The organism is Selenomonadales bacterium 4137-cl (assembly GCA_032334055.1).
Taxonomy (GTDB): domain Bacteria; phylum Bacillota; class Negativicutes; order Sporomusales; family UBA7701; genus Anaeroselena; species Anaeroselena agilis.
Map to the genome: position 1 here is coordinate 3,034,391 of JAUOZS010000001.1, position 18,110 is coordinate 3,052,500.

The 18,110-nt window shown below is 59.9% G+C and carries 17 protein-coding genes and 2 rRNA genes (1 of these 19 cut by a window edge); 3 read left to right on the forward strand and 16 right to left on the reverse strand.

Annotated elements, in window-relative coordinates; all coding sequences use genetic code 11:
* Positions 1-11: 11 nt before the first annotated feature.
* From disA to Q4T40_15990, 11 genes are all read right to left on the reverse strand, one after another.
* A complete protein-coding gene (disA, locus tag Q4T40_15940) occupies positions 12-1,094 on the reverse strand; it encodes a DNA integrity scanning diadenylate cyclase DisA (GenBank protein MDT8902736.1) in 1,083 nt (360 codons plus the stop codon).
* Positions 1,091-2,458, reverse strand: a complete 1,368-nt coding sequence (gene radA / locus Q4T40_15945) for a DNA repair protein RadA (GenBank protein ID MDT8902737.1) — start codon at positions 2,456-2,458, stop codon at positions 1,091-1,093. The genes disA and radA overlap by 4 nt, the downstream gene beginning before the upstream one ends.
* Before the next feature lie 186 nt (positions 2,459-2,644).
* Positions 2,645-3,112 carry an IS200/IS605 family transposase gene (gene tnpA / locus Q4T40_15950; GenBank protein ID MDT8902738.1) on the reverse strand — a complete coding sequence of 156 codons (468 nt, stop codon included), beginning with the start codon at positions 3,110-3,112 and terminating at the stop codon, positions 2,645-2,647.
* Positions 3,113-3,380: 268 nt separating this feature from the next.
* Positions 3,381-3,848: an IS200/IS605 family transposase gene (gene tnpA, locus Q4T40_15955; protein MDT8902739.1), complete on the reverse strand. Its 468-nt coding sequence runs from the start codon at positions 3,846-3,848 to the stop codon at positions 3,381-3,383.
* Between the two features lie 202 nt (positions 3,849-4,050).
* The gene (locus Q4T40_15960; protein ID MDT8902740.1) at positions 4,051-6,507 is read right to left on the reverse strand and encodes an ATP-dependent Clp protease ATP-binding subunit; all 2,457 of its coding nucleotides are present in this window, start codon (positions 6,505-6,507) and stop codon (positions 4,051-4,053) included.
* Positions 6,500-7,576 carry a protein arginine kinase gene (locus tag Q4T40_15965; GenBank protein ID MDT8902741.1) on the reverse strand — a complete coding sequence of 359 codons (1,077 nt, stop codon included), beginning with the start codon at positions 7,574-7,576 and terminating at the stop codon, positions 6,500-6,502. The genes Q4T40_15960 and Q4T40_15965 overlap by 8 nt, the downstream gene beginning before the upstream one ends.
* 5 nt (positions 7,577-7,581) lie before the next feature.
* Positions 7,582-8,097, reverse strand: a complete 516-nt coding sequence (locus Q4T40_15970) for a UvrB/UvrC motif-containing protein (protein ID MDT8902742.1) — start codon at positions 8,095-8,097, stop codon at positions 7,582-7,584.
* A gap of 16 nt (positions 8,098-8,113) precedes the next feature.
* Positions 8,114-8,560 (reverse strand): CtsR family transcriptional regulator, encoded by a 447-nt coding sequence (locus Q4T40_15975; protein MDT8902743.1) that lies wholly within the window; start codon positions 8,558-8,560, stop codon positions 8,114-8,116.
* Positions 8,561-8,751: 191 nt separating this feature from the next.
* Positions 8,752-9,933, reverse strand: coding sequence for a class I SAM-dependent rRNA methyltransferase (locus tag Q4T40_15980; protein ID MDT8902744.1), 1,182 nt, complete (start codon positions 9,931-9,933; stop codon positions 8,752-8,754).
* Positions 9,934-9,935: 2 nt separating this feature from the next.
* Complete coding sequence (locus tag Q4T40_15985) at positions 9,936-10,463, reverse strand: hypothetical protein (protein ID MDT8902745.1); 528 nt, start codon at positions 10,461-10,463, stop codon at positions 9,936-9,938.
* A gap of 122 nt (positions 10,464-10,585) precedes the next feature.
* Complete coding sequence (locus Q4T40_15990; GenBank protein ID MDT8902746.1) at positions 10,586-11,527, reverse strand: nitronate monooxygenase; 942 nt, start codon at positions 11,525-11,527, stop codon at positions 10,586-10,588.
* A gap of 327 nt (positions 11,528-11,854) precedes the next feature.
* On the opposite strand from Q4T40_15990, the gene speD reads away from it, so the two are divergent.
* From speD to Q4T40_16005, 3 genes are all read left to right on the forward strand, one after another.
* Positions 11,855-12,307, forward strand: coding sequence for an adenosylmethionine decarboxylase (gene speD / locus Q4T40_15995; protein ID MDT8902747.1), 453 nt, complete (start codon positions 11,855-11,857; stop codon positions 12,305-12,307).
* 197 nt (positions 12,308-12,504) lie between these two features.
* Positions 12,505-12,996, forward strand: a complete 492-nt coding sequence (locus tag Q4T40_16000; protein ID MDT8902748.1) for a rubrerythrin family protein — start codon at positions 12,505-12,507, stop codon at positions 12,994-12,996.
* A gap of 126 nt (positions 12,997-13,122) precedes the next feature.
* Entirely contained in the window at positions 13,123-14,049 is a 927-nt protein-coding gene (locus tag Q4T40_16005) for a CsgG/HfaB family protein (protein MDT8902749.1), read from the forward strand.
* An 80-nt stretch (positions 14,050-14,129) separates the two neighbouring features.
* On the opposite strand, the gene Q4T40_16010 is transcribed toward Q4T40_16005, so the two are convergent.
* From Q4T40_16010 to Q4T40_16030, 5 genes are all read right to left on the reverse strand, one after another.
* A complete protein-coding gene (locus Q4T40_16010; GenBank protein MDT8902750.1) occupies positions 14,130-14,504 on the reverse strand; it encodes a spore germination protein GerW family protein in 375 nt (124 codons plus the stop codon).
* Positions 14,486-15,106, reverse strand: a complete 621-nt coding sequence (locus Q4T40_16015; protein MDT8902751.1) for a hypothetical protein — start codon at positions 15,104-15,106, stop codon at positions 14,486-14,488. Before Q4T40_16015 ends, Q4T40_16010 begins: the two co-directional genes overlap by 19 nt.
* A 70-nt stretch (positions 15,107-15,176) precedes the next feature.
* The gene (locus Q4T40_16020) at positions 15,177-16,220 is read right to left on the reverse strand and encodes a DUF2157 domain-containing protein (protein ID MDT8902752.1); all 1,044 of its coding nucleotides are present in this window, start codon (positions 16,218-16,220) and stop codon (positions 15,177-15,179) included.
* Positions 16,221-16,312: 92 nt separating this feature from the next.
* A 5S ribosomal RNA gene (gene rrf, locus Q4T40_16025) occupies positions 16,313-16,429 on the reverse strand.
* Positions 16,430-16,579: 150 nt separating this feature from the next.
* Positions 16,580-18,110, reverse strand: a 23S ribosomal RNA gene (locus Q4T40_16030); it runs 1,376 nt beyond the window's last position.

The window sequence follows — 18,110 nt, forward strand, 5'->3', positions numbered from 1 at the left end:
TCCTGGGGCGATCACGAGTGGCGGCCGAGCAGCGCCTGTTCCCGCAAGCGCTTGAGGCCGTCCCTTATCGTTTTTGCGCGGACCTCCCCGATTCCGTCCACCTCGTCGAGTTCCTCGATGGTGGCGGCAAAAACCCGCTTGAGGGTCTTGAAGTGACTGACGAGGTTTTCGACCACCGGCATCGGCAGGCGGGGAATGCGATTCAGCAGTCTGAAGCCCCGCGGCACTACCGGCACGTCGACCGCGTTGGGAGTGACGCCGAAGCCGAGGACGCGGCAAACGTTGTAGATGTCGAGATTATCCTCCGGCAGGGCGGCCAACTGCTCGCGCACCGCCTCATGGGTCTTGATGTCCGCGGTCACGCAGTAATCGCGGATGAGCAGCAGGACATCGTCGTCCCCGGTGGTAAGCTCGGCCAGCTGCATGCTTATCAAGCGGCCCTCGCTGCCCAGCTCGATAATGTTGCGCCCGATCTCGGTTGCGATGCGGCTGACGTGCTCCGCGCGGAGGATGACCGCCGCCACGTCGCTCAGGGTGACAAGATCCTCGAACTCCAGGGCGCTTAGCGTCAGCAGCCCGCGCGTCAGCACCGACTTGTACTTCTCCAGCGTCTGCAAGGCCTGATTCGCGCGGCCGAGGATGACGGTGATATCCTTAAGGGTGTAGCGGAGATTGCCGAGATACACGGTGATAATGTTGCGCCGCTGCGAGATGGCGATAACCAGCGCCCCCGTCTGCCGGGCCACCCGTTCGGCGGTGCGGTGGCGGGTGCCCGTCTCGGTGGTGGGCACCGCGGAGTCGGGAACGAGCTGGGCGTTACCGTAAACGATCCGCCGGGCGTCGGCGGACAGCACTATCGCACCGTCCATCTTCGCCAGTTCGTAAAAACCCTCCGGCGAAAACTCGCAATTGATGGCGAAGCCGCCGTCCACCACCTCCAGGACCCCGGGACCGTCGCCCACGACAACCAGCGCTCCCATCTTGGCGCGGAGAACATTCTCCAATCCCTCGCGGAGCATAGTGCCGGGGGCCAGGTACTTGAGCGTTTTAACGAATCTCGCGTCCCACATTTGCTCTTCACGGTCCTTCGTCATGTCATAACCGCCTCCATCGCCTCCATCACATTACTTGCCCCGATTATCTCCAGCCCGGCCGGGCGGGTCTTAAGGCCCGCGAGATTGCCGGACGGGACGACGACCCGCTTGAAACCCAGCGCGGCCGCTTCCCTCACCCTCAGATCCACGCGGGAGATCATCCTCACCTCACCGGTCAGGCCGACCTCACCCATAACCGCCGTCCCCGGATCAATGGCCAGATTGCGGAAACTGGCCACCAGGGCCAGGCATACCGCCAGATCGGCGGCCGGCTCGTCGGTCCTGATGCCGCCGACGGCGTTCACGTAAGCGTCCTGGTTGCCGAGAGCCAGCCCGACGCGTTTTTCCAGCACCGCCATAAGAAGGATCAGCCGGTTATAGTCGAACCCCGCCGCCATGCGCCGCGGCATACCGAAGCAGGTGGTGCTCACAAGAGCCTGGATCTCGATCAGGAGCGGTCGCGCCCCCTCAAGGCAGGCCAACACGACCGAGCCGGGAGCGCCCTGCGGCCTTTCCGCCAGCAGTAGCGCCGAGGGGTTTTCCACCTGAGCCAGGCCGTCCTCCTCCATGCTGAACAAGCCGCTTTCCGTCGTCGCCCCGAAGCGGTTCTTCATCGCCCTGAGCACCCGGAAAGCATAGCTTCGTTCCCCCTCGAAATAGAGGACGACATCCACCATATGTTCGAGAAGGCGAGGTCCGGCGATATTCCCGTCCTTGGTCACATGGCCGATGATGACCACCGGGATGCCGCTCTCCTTGGCGAAGCGCAGCAGGCGGCCGGTCGATTCCCGCACCTGGCCGACGCTTCCCGGCGCCGACGGCAGGTCGGGACTGAACATCGTCTGGATGGAATCCACCACCACCATCGCGGGAGCGATAGCTCCGGCCTGGTCGAGGATTTCCTCAAGATTAGTTTCTGTCATAACGAGCAGATTATCACTCATTTTGCCGAGGCGTTCGGCCCGAAGACGCGTCTGGGCGGCCGACTCCTCACCGGAGACGTACAACACGCGCCCGCAGCCGGCGCCGATGCCGCCGGCCACCTGAAGCAACAGCGTAGACTTGCCGATGCCGGGATCGCCGCCCAGCAGGACAAGCGAACCGGGCACGATGCCGCCCCCCAGCACGCGATCGAACTCCGCTATCCCGGTGCTGATGCGCGGCAGGCCGGCGGTGTCCACGGCGGTAATCGGCAACGGCCTGGCCGCCGGCAGGGAACGGGCTGCCGCCCTCGCCGCCGGCTGTTTGGCCACAACCTCCTCGACCATGCTGTTCCAGGCGCCGCAGCCCGGGCAGCGCCCCAGCCACTTGGGCGAATCGTGGCCGCACTCCTGGCACGCGAAACGGATCTTCGTCTTGGACACCTATAGCGACCCCTTTCTGCAGGGAAGAAATTACGCGTGAAACCATCCGATAGTCACGGAGCCACCCGTTAAACGGGTGGCTTGGGTTAGCCCTGAAAGGGCATGATACTAGCTGAGTCTCAAGACTCACTGAAAGTTTGCCAACCGCATAGCGTTCTCAGTCAGCCCCTTAAGGGGCTGGCTTTTTTATGACCTTTTTACCGGTTCACCCGTGAACGGGTCAATCAATTCTTTAAGGCTCAGTTGGTCGGCAACTATATCCTCTTGCAATTGCTCCCTGATATACTTCTCAATCGCCTCTTTATTTCGCCCTACTGTATCTACAAAGTATCCCCGACACCAAATTTGTCGATTACCATACTTGTATTTCAAGTTCGCATGCCTATCGAATATCATAAGCGAGCTTTTGCCCTTTAAGTACCCCACGAAATACGCTACACTGATTTTGGGCGGTATGCTTACTAGCATATGGATGTGGTCCGGGCATGCATTGGCTTCGAGTATTTCTACCCCTTTATACTCACAAAGCTTTCTGAGTATCACCCCTATATCCGCCTTAATTTTGCCGTAGATGACCTGCCTTCTGTATTTTGGAGCGAAAACTATGTGGTATTTACAGCGCCATTTGCTGTGTGATAGACTTTGAGTATCCATTTTCGATGCGCCTCCTTTGTTATTTATGCGGTCGGCAAACCTGCATATATTTTAACAAAGGAGGCTTTTCTTTCCTCCGCATAGCTATAAGCTTTTTGATACCACCTGCTTAGCAGGTGGTTGCCGCTTACGCAGTCACGGAGCCACCCGTTAAACGGGTGGCTTGGGTTAGCCCTGAAAGGGCATGATACTAGCTGAGTCTCAAGACTCACTGAAAGTTTGCCAACCGCATAGCGTTCTCAGTCAGCCCCTTAAGGGGCTGGCTTTTTTATGACCTTTTTACCGGTTCACCCGTGAACGGGTCAATCAATTCTTTAAGGCTCAGTTGGTCGGCAACTATATCCTCTTGCAATTGCTCCCTGATATACTTCTCAATCGCCTCTTTATTTCGCCCTACTGTATCTACAAAGTATCCCCGACACCAAATTTGTCGATTACCATACTTGTATTTCAAGTTCGCATGCCTATCGAATATCATAAGCGAGCTTTTGCCCTTTAAGTACCCCACGAAATACGCTACACTGATTTTGGGCGGTATGCTTACTAGCATATGGATGTGGTCCGGGCATGCATTGGCTTCGAGTATTTCTACCCCTTTATACTCACAAAGCTTTCTGAGTATCACCCCTATATCCGCCTTAATTTTGCCGTAGATGACCTGCCTTCTGTATTTTGGAGCGAAAACTATGTGGTATTTACAGCGCCATTTGCTGTGTGATAGACTTTGAGTATCCATTTTCGATGCGCCTCCTTTGTTATTTATGCGGTCGGCAAACCTGCATATATTTTAACAAAGGAGGCTTTTCTTTCCTCCGCATAGCTATAAGCTTTTTGATACCACCTGCTTAGCAGGTGGTTGCCGCTTACGCAACGGCGAAAAAGGTACTTAGATGCCTCTAAGTACCTTTTTCGTTATATTTCGCGCATTTCCTTCCTAATCAGCTTTTTTTGCTGAAAGTAAGCTGGCCGTTATCGTCGGCGTCCACCACGACAGTGTCGCCGGCAGCCGCCTCACGTTTCAGCATCATTTCGGCGATGGCATCCTCGACCATCTTCTGGATGGCCCGGCGCAACGGGCGTGCCCCGTAGGCGTAGTCCTTGCCCTCGGCCAACAGGCGTGTCTTGGCCCTGTCGCCCACCTCCAGGCCGAGATCGTTGTCCTTGAGCCGCTTGGCCACGCTCCGCAGCATGATGTCCACGACCTCTTTCAGTTCTTCATCGCTAAGGCTGCTGAAGACGATGATTTCGTCGACCCTGTTGAGGAATTCCGGCCGGAAGGTGCGCCGCACCTCCTCCATGACCCGGCTCTTGGCCGCTTCCTTGCCCTCGCCGGTACCGGCCAGGAAGCCCACCGTGCCGCTGTCCTTGAGATGCTTGGCCCCGGCGTTCGAGGTCATGATAATAACGGTGTTCTTGAAATCGACCACACGGCCGTGGCTGTCGGTCAACCGCCCGTCCTCGAGGATCTGCAGGAGGATGTTGAAAACATCGTAATGGGCTTTCTCGATCTCGTCGAAGAGGATGACCGAGAAGGGCTTGCGGCGAACCGCGTCGGTAAGCTGGCCGCCCTCGTCGTAGCCTACGTAGCCGGGGGGCGCGCCCACAAGGCGGGCGACGGTGTGCTTCTCCATGTACTCCGACATATCCATGCGGATCATGGCGTTCTCGTCGCCGAACAGCGCCTCGGCCAACGCCCTCGCCAGCTCGGTCTTGCCGACGCCGGTCGGCCCGAGGAAGATAAAGGAACCGATCGGCCGTTTGGGGTCCTTGAGCCCCGAGCGGGCGCGCCTTACCGCGCGGGCCACGGCCTCGACGGCTTCGTGCTGGCCGACGACCCGCTGGTGGAGAACCTCCTCCAGCTTCAGCAGGCGCTCGCTCTCCTCCTCAGCCAGCTTCTTGACCGGGATGCCCGTCCAGCTTGCCACCACCTGGGCGATATCCTCGCCGGTCACGGTGATGCGTTCGCCGCCGGCCTGCTTCCACTCCTTCTGCTTGTTCTCCAGCTCCTCCTGGATCTTCTTCTCTTCGTCGCGCAGGCTGGCCGCCCGCTCGTACTCCTGGGCGGCGATGGCCGCCTCCTTTTCGGTGCGGGTCTTCGCCAGCCGCTGCTCGATCTCCTTGACATCGGCCGGCGGCACGTATGCCTTCAGCCTCACGCGCGAAGACGCCTCGTCCATAAGGTCGATGGCCTTGTCAGGCAGGAACCGGTCAGAGATATAGCGGTGCGAGAGCTTGACGGCCGCCTCGATGGCCTCATCGGTGATCTGGGCGCGATGGAAAGCCTCGTACTTGTCGCGCAGACCCTTGAGGATGGCGACAGCCTCCTCCTCGCTGGGCTCGCCCACCGTGATGGGCTGGAAACGTCGCTCCAGGGCGGCGTCCTTCTCGATATGCTTCTTGTACTCGTTGAGAGTGGTGGCGCCGATGGCCTGCAGCTCGCCGCGGGCCAGGGCGGGTTTGAGGATGTTGGCGGCGTCGATCGCGCCCTCGGCCGCCCCGGCGCCGATGAGGGTGTGCAGTTCATCGATAAACAGCACGACATTGCCGGCGCGGCGGATCTCGTCCATCACCTTTTTCAGGCGCTCCTCGAACTCACCCCTGTACTTGGTGCCGGCGACCATCGAGCCCATATTCAGCGAGATCACCCGCTTGTCGCGCAGCGTCTCCGGCACCTTGCCCTCGATTATCCGCTGGGCGAGGCCCTCGGCGATCGCCGTTTTGCCGACGCCGGGCTCGCCGATGAGCACCGGGTTGTTCTTGGTGCGGCGGCTCAGTATCTGGATAACCCGCTCGATCTCGTTCTCGCGGCCGATCACCGGGTCGATCTTGCCCTCGGCGGCCAGCTTGTTGATATCGCGACCAAACTCCTCCAACGTGGGCGTGCTCGTCTGCTGCTGCTTGCCACCGGCGGCCTTGGGCGCCGGACCGTGCTGGTGGGACTGGGGCGTAGGCCCTTGCAGGGCGTACCCGCCCAGCAGCTCGATCACCCGCTGGCGCAGCTGGTCGATGGCAATGCCCATGCCAGTGAGCACCTGGGCGGCCACCCCCTCGCCCTCGCGGACGAGGCCGAGCAGCAGATGCTCGGTGCCGATATAGTTATGCCCGAGGCTTTGCGCCTCCTCCACCGACAGCTCGATAACCTTCTTGGCCCTCGGCGTATAAGCGATCTCCCCGTTATGCTCCTCGCCGCGGCCGATGGTGCTTTCCACCTGGGCGCGAACGGTGTCTAGATTTATATTCAGCGTGCCGAGCGCCTTGGCGGCGACGCCCTCGCCTTCGGCGAGCAGCCCCAGCAGCAAATGTTCCGTGCCGATATAGTTGTGGCCAAGGCGGCCAGCCTCCTGCTGCGCGAGGGTCAGCACCTTGCGAGCGCGGTCGGTGAATCTGTTAAGCATCGGGTTTACCCTCCTTCAACTTCTCTCTTATCAATTGGGCCCGCAGCCGGTCGCGCTCGCCGGGGGAAATTTCCTCCCGGCCGGCTATCTTCTGCAGGAAATTAGGGCGGGTGGTTACGAGCAGTTCGTTGAATACCGCGGCCTCCACCCCGGTAATCAACTCAAGATCGATGCCCAGCCGCACCTCGCTCAGCAGGCTCATCGCCTCCTGGCCGGAAATGCTCCGGGCGTAGCAGAGAACGCCGTACGCCCGCCACACCCTGTCGGCGAGCGCATCCGCCGACTTCTTCGTCAGCGCTTCCCGCGCCACGCGCTCCTGCTGGACAACCTGCCTGGCGATCGTTTGCAAGTTGTCGATTATATCCTGCTCGCTGTGGCCAAGGGTTATCTGATTGGATATCTGGAAAATGTTGCCGATGGCCTCCGTGCCCTCGCCGTACAGGCCGCGCACCGCCAGGCCGAGCTGGGTGGCGGCGGCGACGATCCTGTTGATCTGGCTGGTGAGAACCAGCGCCGGCAGATGCAGCATCACCGACGCCCGCATGCCCGTGCCCGCGTTGGTCGGGCAGGCGGTAAGATAGCCTGCGCTCTCGTGGAACGCGAAGGTATGTTTGGCTTCCAGCAGATCGTCGACGCGGTTGGCCAGCGCGAACGCCTCCTGAAGGTTAAGCCCGGGCACCAGGCACTGGATTCTGAGGTGATCCTCCTCGTTGACCATGATGCTCACCGCCGCGTCGTCGCGCACGACGAGGGCGCGATGGCCGTCATCGTCCGCGTGATGCGGGCTGATGATGTGCTTCTCCACCAGCACGTTGCGCTCCAACTGCGGCAGTTTGTCCATTTCCACAAACATATATACATGCTTGTCGGCGGCGCCGAGATCGCCCACCGACTTGCGGATCTCACCGGCGACGGCGGCCAGCGTCTGGCCGTCGGCCCGCCCAGGGAAGGGCACATCCTCAAGATTGCGGGCCAGGCGGACGCGGCTGGAAAGGACGATATCCTCGTCAGGCCCCCCGCCCTTCATCCACGGGGACAGCGGTTTGTCCAGCAGATTCTCGATCGTCATCACTCTCACCCCTTCTCCGCGCTGATCCGCCCTTCGAGGGCCTTGATCTCGTCGCGCACCCTGGCGGCCTGCTCGTACTCCTCACGGCTTACGTGTCGGTCCAGGTCGCCTTTAAGCTGGCGCAGGCGCTGGCGAAGCGCCAGCTTGCCGCCGCCCCGGCGCGGCACCTTGCCTGTGTGGCAGCTGGTGCCGTGGATACGGCGCAGCAGCGGTTCGAGCCGGTCGCCGTAAACGGTGTAGCACTCGCCGCAGCCGATCTTGCCGCTGCGGCCAAAATCCCCGTAGGTCAGGCCGCAGCTAGGGCAGGCCGCCTCGCTCTTATGCTGGGGCAGCGCCGCGAAACTGCTGCCCATCATCCCCTTGAGAAAATCCTGGAAAGCGAAATTGACTTCGGTCGAAAAAGACAATTCGCCCGCCTTTTCGGCGCAGGAATCGCACAGATGCCTTTCGGTCTTCTGGTTGTTTACTATCTTGGTGATATGCACGCTGGCCGGTTTTTCCTTACAGTCGTCGCACAGCATTACCGATCCCTCCTCATTACTCGAAATCCGTCAGCCGCCTTAAGAGCGACCGCAGGATCCGGACCTTCTCGGCAGCGTCGAGCCGGTCCCCGGACGCCTGGAAAAAGTGCTGCATGATGCCTGCTTCCCTGTCGCTCAACATGCCGTACATCCTCAGCCGCTCGATGGTCCGTTCGAGCTCGTCGGCCCGCGCAACCTCACCCAATTGGCGGGCGGCGTCCTCATAAACGATCTGGCGCACCGGGATGCGGACGATACGGACGAACCCGCCCGAACCGCGCCGCGACTCGACGATAAACCCCCGCTCGACCGTAAAACGGGTGCTGAGCACATAACTGATCTGCGACGGGGCGCAATTAAGCTCGTCAGCCATTTCGTTGCGGCGGAGGACGGCGACTTGCTTCTCCTCGTCCGCCAGGCGGCTGAGGATAAAATTCTCGATAGCGTCTGCCAAATTTCCCATGTTGCCACCCCCCCTGTTTGATCAATAGGTTCTTGACATTTTGACTTTTAACTTTATTTTATCTGACTTTTTGACCTTTTGCAAGGGTCCAATGAAAAAAATAGCAACCCTGTCCGAAACCGGGCCGGGGCTGCTGAGCGATTGCTCAGGCGCCGGAATCGTGACTCCGGCGTTAACCAAGCAAATTCTGTCTACAAGACTTCCAATACCAAGAACTTGAGATAATTCGTCTCCGGCGCCGCCGGCAATATCGGGTGATCCTTCGCCTGTGTCCGGTACTCCACCTGGCGCACCGTCCTGCGGGCGTCGCGGGCGGCGTCGAGGACGATGGCGGCGAAGAAGTCGCGGTCCATGTGGTAGGAGCATGAGCAGGTCACGAGAAAGCCGCCCGGTCTGACAAGCTTGAGGCCGCGCAGGTTGATCTCCTTGTAGCCGCGGGCTGCGCCCTCGATGCCGCCGCGGTTCTTGGTGAAGGCCGGCGGGTCGAGAATGACGACGTCGTACTGCCGGCGCTCATCGGACAGGGCGCGCAGCACGTCGAAGGCGTTGGCCACCTGGAAATCGCAACGGCTCTCCATGCCGTTGAGGGCCGCGTTTTTAGCCGCCAGCTCAACGGCCGGCGCGGAGATGTCGACGGCGCTCACATGCTCGGCCCCGTACCGGAGGGCGTGCACGGCGAACGAACCGGTATGGCAAAAGCAGTCGAGGACGCGGGCGCCGGCCACAAAATCCTTCAGCACGGCGCGGTTCTCGCGCTGGTCGTAGAAAAAGCCGGTTTTCTGGCCGTTCTCAATGTCGGCGTAAAAGGGAATGCCGTTCTCGCGCACCTCGATCAGGGTCGGGAACTCGCCCCGCAGATAGCCCTTGCGCTGCTCCAGCCCCTCCAGCCCGCGCACCGGCACGTCGTTGCGCTCGTACACCCCGGCGGGGTTGAACATCTCCTCCAGGATGCCGACAATCATATCCTTATATATGTCGATGCCGAGGGCCAACGTCTGAATGACGAGGTACGGCCCGAACTTGTCCACGATCAGGGCGGGCAGGAAATCGGCCTCGCCGAACACCAGCCGGCAGTACTCCGGCTCGGCCACGAACCGCTGCCGCCACTGCCAGGCGGCGGCAAGGCGGCGCCTGAAAAACTCGCGATCGATCGGCTCCTGCTCGCGGCTCAGAAGGCGTACGATGATCTGCGAACGGGGGTTTATGTAGCCGCGGCCGATGAACCGCCGGCGGAAATTATACACGTCGACGATATCGCCGGGGGCGAAGTCGCCCTCCACGGTGTCGAGCTCGGTCTGGTAGACCCAGGGGTGGCCCGCCTCCACGCGGTGCTGCGCCCCTTTGCGCAGGATTATCTTGGCGGTCGCATCCATAGTCAGTTCCTCTCTCTTCGCTTTTTCCACCAGTGATATATGAGATAGGCTGCCGCAAGCCCCATCAACGTGCCGTTGACGAGCTTGAACTCGTGCGCGAAGAAGGACGGTTCCCAGTAGGAAACCGGGCTGTGCGCCGCCAGCAGCGACAGGGGATACAGGAAAAGGTTGGCGTGAGCGCCGTGGGTAAGGCCGTCGATGAGCAGGTGGGTGCCCCAGCCGACGACGAACGCCTGGGCCCGGCGGAAAGGCGGCAGCAGCGCCAGGGCGAAAGCCGCTCCCCAGAAGACCGCCGAATGACCGGCGAGATCGATATGCATCGCCCACGGGTATTGGGGCAGATAGGTCATGAAGGTCGTCGGCGAAAGGCGCAAGAGTTCGCGCCAGCCGAACTCGCCCCGCGTAAGCAGGACGGCCATCAGCAAAACGTATACGTAATCCGGCAGCATCGACCCGACGACAAAATGCCACACCTGGGGGTGCCGCCGGGAAAAGAAGTATATCCAGAAGCCGTGATGAAGAGTAAACATCCGCACCTCGCGCCCGTTTTCTCCCCTTATTGTGGCACGAGGCGCGGAAGGGTATGCTTGGAGCAACGTGGGACCTCTGTCCAAATACGTGCCTTACTTCGGCATACCCAAAATACTCTGGCCTACTTCACCAGCCCGGGCGCCCCGGCCAGCACGCGGCCGGCCTCGGCGACGATCGCCGCGATGATATCCTTGACCGGCTCGATCTTCTTGAGCGGCAGCAGGCTCTGCCCGGCCTGCACCATGCCGTTCTCGATGTCGCCCTCCACCGCCGCCAGGCGGTTGGTGCCGGCGGCCAGGCGGTTGAGCTCCTCTTCCGGGGTGCCGCTGCGCTCTAGGGCCAGGAACTTCTCGGTGAACTTGTTCTTGAGGCCGCGCACCCCATGGCCGATGGTCGCGCCGGTCACAACGGTGTCGGTATCGACCGACGCGATGAGCTTCTCCTTGAACTTCGGATGGACCGGGCACTCCTCGGCCACCATGAACCGCGTGCCGATCTGAACGCCGGCCGCGCCCATCACGAGCGCCGCCGCCAGCCCCCGCCCGTCGGCGAAGCCGCCGGCGGCGACGACGGGGATGGACACCAGCGGAATAACCTGCGTCATCAGCGCCATCGTCGTCAACACGCCGATATGGCCGCCCGCCTCCATGCCCTCGATGACGATCGCGTCTGCGCCGCTCGCCTCGACGCGCTTGGCCAGCCTGGCGTTGGGCACGATCGGCACTTTCTTGATCCCCGCCTGATCGAAAACCGGGAAATACGGCACCGAATTGCCGGCGCCGATGGTTACGAACGCCACCTTCTCTTCGCAGATAACCGCGATAACCTCGTCCTTCGTCGGCGACAACAGGGTCACATTAACGCCGAACGGCTTGTCGGTCAGTGACTTGGCCAGGCGGATCTGCTCCCGCACCCAGGCCCCCTCCCGCCCGCCGGTGGCGATTATGCCGGCTCCGCCGGCCGCGGACACCGCGGCGGCCATGCGCGCATCGGAAATCCAGGCCATGGCGCCCTGCAAAACGGGATACTCGATACCCAGTAAAGACGTCAACTTGGTCTGCATGTTCATTCTCCTTCACACAGCGATTATCGTTGCCTTCCATGGGAAGATTTTACTATGCCCCCGCCTTCCTTGCAAGATAGTATGCCACCCGGCCCCGGGCGAAAGTGCGGGGCGGAAAAATTTTTTGGGGATTTTAGAATTTACTCTTTACATTCATGTCCAAGAGACTTATAATGAAAAACTGTATAAAGCATATAATAATGGGAGAAAGACAGCAATTCCTCTTGGAGAATGGCGCTTTTCATCAAAAACTTCCGGGTTTTCGGCCGTTTTTGCGGAAAAGTTGCTCTTCAGGGGTAGGAAATACCTGGCAAAGGGGCGATGATTATGAAAGTGATCGGCAAACATATCACGGTCGACATGTATGGCTGCAGCTTCGAGCGCCTCGACGACCTGGAGTTCGTCAAGACGGCCATGCACACCGCGGTACGCGAAGCCAACATGACCCTCCTCGACTTCTCTTATTACAAGTTCGAACCGCAAGGTTTGACCGCCCTGGCGCTTTTAGCCGAAAGTCATATGAGTATCCATACATACCCCGAACTGGGGTATGCGGCTGTAGATGTCTTTACCTGCGGCGACCACGGCCGCCCCGACAAGGCCGTCTCCATCCTCAAGAACTTCCTCAAGCCGGAAAAGACGAAAATCACCAATATCAAGCGCGGCGACTTCGGTTCGGAAAGCGACATGAAGCCCAAAATCAAAGTGAGCATGACCCCCCTGCGCCGCGTACGCACCACCGGCGCCAGGGTGCTTAGTTTCCTGTCCCGCGCAAAATAACGACGACCCCGTTTTTTTTATGCAGCCCGGCGATGCCGGGCTGCTAATTTTCCCGGCACGGGCGGCCGGGAAGGTATAAAAACGGCGGCGGCGGCAAAAATACGGATGATAAATATGGTAAAAAGTACTTGACAGATTGCCCATAATAAATAATAATATTTAGTGAGTGATAATAATTATTGTTTGGAGGGATTCTCGTGTCCACCGATAAAAACCTTGCCGCCGCGTTCGCCGGCGAGTCACAGGCCAACCGCAAATACCTCGCGTTCGCCAAACAGGCTGACCAGGAGGGCTTCCCGCAGATCGCCAAGCTGTTCCGGGCCACCGCCGAAGCCGAAACCATCCATGCTCATGCCCACTTCAAAGCCATGGGCGGCATCAAGTCGACCGCCGAAAACCTCAAGGCTGCCGTATCGGGCGAAACGTACGAGTTCGAAGAAATGTACCCGCCGTTCATCAAGGAAGCCGAAGCCGAGAACAACGCCGCCGCCGTCCGCACCTTCAAGCTCGCCAACGAGGCCGAGAAAATCCATGCCGAGCTATACAAGAAAGCGCTGGCCAACCTCGACAACAAGGAAGTGTTCGACATTTACCTCTGTCCCGTCTGCGGCCACGTAGCCGAAGGCTCCGTACCCGACGCCTGCCCCATCTGCGGCGCCAAGGCCGCGGCCTACAAGAAAATCGACTGAAAACAGCCTCAAAAGCCGCGGTTTATGCCGCGGCTTTTTTGTTTTACATCCATCACCGCAGCATATTATAATAAATATACTGTAAAATATTTACATTTAGTTGGGAGGTTTGATCTGGTGTCCAAAATGATTGCCAAACGAATGGCACTACTACTGTGCGGAGCGCTTCTGCTGACAGCGCTGTGGCTGCCGCAGACTGCGCTGGCGGCGGAAACAGGCGGCCTGCGCTACACCATCAGTGTGACCAAGTTCGAAAACAGGGCCGGCTGGCACGGTCAGTGGGACCTCGGCCGCGCCTGGGGCATGGTGCTGACCGACCTACTCAACCAGAGCGGCCGCTTCATCGTCCTCGGCGAAAAAGATATGCGCAACGAAGCGATGCGCGAGCAGGACCTCGCCGGCTCGGGCCGAACCGCTCAGGGCGCCAAAGCGCCGGTGACCGGCCAGTTGACCCCCGCGCAGCTGCTTGTCAAGGGAGCAATCACCCATGTCCAGGATACGGGCCGCAGCGGCGGCGGAATCTCCATCGGCGGCGTAACGGTCGGCGGCGGCGGCAGCAAAGCCGAAATCAACGCCACCATGTACATCGTCGACTCCACCACCGGCATGGTGCTCGCCTCCACCAGCGTCGTCGGCAAATCGACCAGCAGCAGAACTTCGATTCACTATTCCGGCCACGGTTGGTCCGGCGGTTACGGCAACTTCCAAAAGAGCAACATCGGCAAAGCGGTCGAAGACGCCGTGGCCCAGGGCGTCCAATGGATGATCGCCCAACTGCCAAAAGTCCCCTGGCGGGGCGAGGTGGTCATGGTCCAGAACGGCAGCGTATACGTCAACCGCGGTGCGCGCGAAGGCGTCACCGCCGGCACGGTCTTCCTCGTCGGCACCGCCAACATCATCCGCGACCCCAGCACGGGCGAGGTGCTCGACGAGAGCGTCGACGAAGTAGCCCGCCTGCAGGTGGCGACGGTCAAGGAAAAACTCTCGATCTGCGAAGTCATCGGCGGCGATCCGGGAGCGATCAGCCAGGGGATGATGATCCAAAAACAATAACAAGTCGGGCGGCTGCGAATGCAGCCGCCCTTTCGTATTCATAGCGCTCTTCTAAAAACACATCCGCTTAGCGCGGCCGTTCACTCCTCAGCGGTTTTCTCCGCCGCCGGCTTGTTCTTCTTCAAGCCTTCGAGCACCTCCGGCACCAGCTCGATCAACCGGTCGAGCGGCGCGGCGTTCTTCAGCTTCATCACCTGCACCTGGCCGTCGCGCACCACGATGACCGCCGAAGCGGAAATCTTCGCCCCGGCACCGCCGCCGCCACCCTCGCCGCGCTCGCCCTTGTCCGGGCGCGTTCCGCCGCCCGAGCCGGCCCCGAAAGCGATATCCACCACCGGGATCAGCGTAACCTCGCCAACCGTGATCGGATCGCCGAAAACCGTCTTGGCCTGCAGCATCTTCTCGAGATGATCGAACAACACCTTCATCGAATCGGTTATGCCTGTACCTGCCAATTCCTTCTGCCTCCTCTCAGTCTATCTATTATCCGTCGGCAACAAAGCTCGCCGAAAAACCTCGCCACTGCCAGCGCCACATAGGCCGGCCTCAGCGTCAGCACCGCCGCCGCCTCACCGGACCAGCCCGCATCGGCAAAATCGGCCTCGGCGCAAAATCCGGGCAGCCTTCCCGTGCCACGGGCGGCGCAGTACATCGCGTGCGCCCAGGCGGTCGCGGCCGGATCGGCGAAACCGTAGCGGATATTACCTTCAACCGCGACATCCATCGTCGTCCAGAATCTTTTCAGCATCCTCAGCAACGCCTGACGCTCGCCGCCGGTCAGACCGTCCCACCTGCGGGCCAGCGCCCTGCCCCGCTCCGCCGGCGCAGTCGCGTCCGCCCTCTTCGCGGGCGGCGTCAAGGCGCGTCGCCACCGCCAGCAGGCCCAGTAATACCCGCCGCCATCGCGGCCCAAACGCGCCAGCCCGCCCAATGCCACAAGCTCCGCGAACCAGCGCGCCCGGCCGTCGCCGTCCGCCCCGGCCCGCAGCCGGAGCGGCGCAAACAGTACCGCCGCTGTCGCCGCTATGGCCACAGCCACGGCAACCATCCACCCCATGGCATCGCCTCCCCGCTCAGTCGGCTTATCCTTTCGCCATCGCCCGCCGGCTACCCTGCCGCTGCCGCCCCTATTTTCGGTTCTGCGGCAACAGCCTGATTATCCACCCCGGCGTAACCACCCGCACCAAGCGGTCCAGTTCCGCCTGCCGGCGATGATAAAACCACCCCGCGTAGACCACCACCAGGCCCACCAGCGTCAGCGCAAACGGGAAAAACAGCGAATCGCGGAATACCGTCCAGGCAAGATGCCCGATGTATCCGAACATCCCGATCCCGCCCAGCACCAGGAAAACCTTCCGCTCCAGCAACACGCCGCAAAACATCATGACCACATTGATAGCGCAATATATCGCCCTGTTCAGCTCCGACTTGCTCTGCAGCATCGACAGGCCGCCCCAGAAAGCCAGCGCCCCGAAAATATACAACCACTTGGCGTAATCCACCTTCCGTCGGCGGTCGATAACGAACGCCGCGGCGATCATCGCCACCCCAAAGCCGATGGAAACATACTTGTGATACAGCCAGTATCGGTCAGGTCCAAACAGGATCGGCGTGACATCCATCGACATATACCAGAGCGTGAACGCCACCGGCGCCATCGCGAAAGGAATCCGGGCGAACCTCATGCCGATGAGGCCGGCGGCCAGCGTAGCAACCTCCATGGTAAACCAGCCGCTTTTCACCCATACATGGAAATCGCGGTAAACTCCCGGATAGCCCTTCGGCCACAGCCCCAGCCACTTCTGCAACCCGTACGCGCCCAGCGGCGTCATACAGACCGCCATAACGATCAGCAGACCGCTAAGCACGACGGACTTATCCCGGAAATGGCGGGCAGCCGCAATAAATGCCAGCGCATAGGCGGCGGCGATCGAAAACAGCCCCGCCCCGCCGAATACTTCCCAGGCCGAATTCATAAACCAGCCCATCGCGCCGATCACGATCAACGCTCCCAAATAATAAAGGAACTGGCTCAAGGTCGAGCTTGCGTCCGGCCCGTCCGGCCTCTCGCCCTTATCGAGCGCCCGCCAGAGCGCGTCCGCCTGCTCCCCGGTTATTATCCCTCTATCAACAGCTTCCGCCAGATCTTCCCGTCCGATGGTGACCTTCATCTTCTCACCTCACAGGGAACATTCGACACCCTGAGCGACAGTTCCTACAAACAGGCAAAACCCCGTTCGTGAATACGAACGGGGTTTTGTCTAACCGGCGCCTACCTATCCTCCCAGGCCGTTTCCAGCCAAGTACTTTCGGCGTATGTGGGCTTAACTGCCGTGTTCGGTATGGGAACGGGTGGGACCCCACAGCTATCGGCACCAGATTGTAGAGGTAAGCATCTCTTAAAAGTACGCTCCCTCAAAACATCACAGAAGAAAGTGTATGCACATTTGCTTGGATTAGACATAGGTGTTCTTCGCTACGCTCAGAACTTGCCGCCCACATCAGCGCTGAAGCGCTGTGTGTCTGGCCATAAGTCAAGCCCTCGGCCTATTAGTACCAGTCAGCTGAAGACATTACTGCCCTTACACTCCTGGCCTATCAACCTCGTGTTCTACAAGGGGCCTTACCAGCTTACGCTGTGAGAGACCTCATCTTGAGGCCGGTTTCACGCTTAGATGCTTTCAGCGTTTATCCGTTCCCGACGTAGCTACCCAGCTGTACCCCTGGCGGGATAACTGGTACACCATTGGTCAGTCCACTCCGGTCCTCTCGTACTAGGAGCAGTTCCCCTCAAGTCTCTTACGCCCGCGATGGATAGGGACCGAACTGTCTCACGACGTTCTGAACCCAGCTCACGTACCACTTTAATGGGCGAACAGCCCAACCCTTGGGACCTACTTCAGCCCCAGGATGTGATGAGCCGACATCGAGGTGCCAAACCTCCCCGTCGATATGGACTCTTGGGAGAGATTAGCCTGTTATCCCCAGGGTAGCTTTTATCCGTTGAGCGATGGCCCTTCCACTCGGTACCACCGGATCACTAAGCCCGACTTTCGTCCCTGCTCGTCTTGTCTGACTCGCAGTCAAGCTCCCTTCTGCCTTTGCACTCTGCGCGCGATTTCCAACCGCGCTGAGGGAACCTTTGGGCGCCTCCGTTACACTTTCGGAGGCGACCGCCCCAGTCAAACTGCCCACCTGGCACTGTCCTGAGAGTCGTTACTTCTTCAGTTAGAACTCCAGTAAATCAAGGGTGGTATCCCAAGGGCGACTCCACCAAGACTTGCGTCCTCGCTTCTAAGTCTCCCACCTATCCTGTACATGATTTACCAAAATCCAATGCCAGGCTGCAGTAAAGCTCCATGGGGTCTTTCTGTCCAGTCGCGGGTAACCTGCATCTTCACAGGTATTTCAATTTCACCGGGTCCCTCGTTGAGACAGTGCCCAAGTCGTTACACCTTTCGTGCGGGTCGGAACTTACCCGACAAGGAATTTCGCTACCTTAGGACCGTTATAGTTACGGCCGCCGTTTACTGGGGCTTCGGTTCACACCTTCGAATTGCTTCTAAGCACTCCCCTTAACCTTCCAGCACCGGGCAGGTGTCAGCACCTATACGTCAGCTTTCGCTTTAGCAGGCACCTGTGTTTGTGGTAAACAGTCGCTTGGGCCTCTCTTCTGCGACCCCAGGACGCTTCAATCGTTTCTAATCTACACGTCCCAGGGCTCCCCTTCTCCCGAAGTTACGGGGACATTTTGCCGAGTTCCTTAACGAGGGTTCTCCCGCGCACCTTAGGATTCTCTCCCCGCCTACCTGTGTCGGTTTGCGGTACGGGCACCCACAAGTCTCGCTAGAAGCTTTTCTTGACAGTCTAGGGTCAGTAAGTTCGCCAATATCGCTATCGGCTCCCCGTCACTTCTCAGGCTTTTCGTTTGGGGGATTTGCCTCCCAAACACCCTACTAGTTTAGACGCGAATTTCCATCCTCGCGATTACCTACCTTACTGTGTCACTCCATCACTCAAACGACTTGGGGTGGTACTGGAATATCAACCAGTTGTCCATC

What these genes read in the sequence shown, in the direction of transcription:
- disA (MDT8902736.1), bottom strand. Translation starts at nt 1,094, where the DNA reads ATGACGAAGGACCGTGAAGAGCAAATGTGGGACGCGAGATTCGTTAAA.
- tnpA (MDT8902738.1), bottom strand. Translation starts at nt 3,112, where the DNA reads ATGGATACTCAAAGTCTATCACACAGCAAATGGCGCTGTAAATACCAC.
- tnpA (MDT8902739.1), bottom strand. Translation starts at nt 3,848, where the DNA reads ATGGATACTCAAAGTCTATCACACAGCAAATGGCGCTGTAAATACCAC.
- Q4T40_15960 (MDT8902740.1), bottom strand. Translation starts at nt 6,507, where the DNA reads ATGCTTAACAGATTCACCGACCGCGCTCGCAAGGTGCTGACCCTCGCG.
- Q4T40_15965 (MDT8902741.1), bottom strand. Translation starts at nt 7,576, where the DNA reads ATGACGATCGAGAATCTGCTGGACAAACCGCTGTCCCCGTGGATGAAG.
- Q4T40_15970 (MDT8902742.1), bottom strand. Translation starts at nt 8,097, where the DNA reads ATGCTGTGCGACGACTGTAAGGAAAAACCGGCCAGCGTGCATATCACC.
- Q4T40_15975 (MDT8902743.1), bottom strand. Translation starts at nt 8,560, where the DNA reads ATGGGAAATTTGGCAGACGCTATCGAGAATTTTATCCTCAGCCGCCTG.
- Q4T40_15980 (MDT8902744.1), bottom strand. Translation starts at nt 9,933, where the DNA reads ATGGATGCGACCGCCAAGATAATCCTGCGCAAAGGGGCGCAGCACCGC.
- Q4T40_15985 (MDT8902745.1), bottom strand. Translation starts at nt 10,463, where the DNA reads ATGTTTACTCTTCATCACGGCTTCTGGATATACTTCTTTTCCCGGCGG.
- Q4T40_15990 (MDT8902746.1), bottom strand. Translation starts at nt 11,527, where the DNA reads ATGCAGACCAAGTTGACGTCTTTACTGGGTATCGAGTATCCCGTTTTG.
- speD (MDT8902747.1), top strand. Translation starts at nt 11,855, where the DNA reads ATGAAAGTGATCGGCAAACATATCACGGTCGACATGTATGGCTGCAGC.
- Q4T40_16005 (MDT8902749.1), top strand. Translation starts at nt 13,123, where the DNA reads ATGATTGCCAAACGAATGGCACTACTACTGTGCGGAGCGCTTCTGCTG.
- Q4T40_16015 (MDT8902751.1), bottom strand. Translation starts at nt 15,106, where the DNA reads ATGGGGTGGATGGTTGCCGTGGCTGTGGCCATAGCGGCGACAGCGGCG.
- Q4T40_16020 (MDT8902752.1), bottom strand. Translation starts at nt 16,220, where the DNA reads ATGAAGGTCACCATCGGACGGGAAGATCTGGCGGAAGCTGTTGATAGA.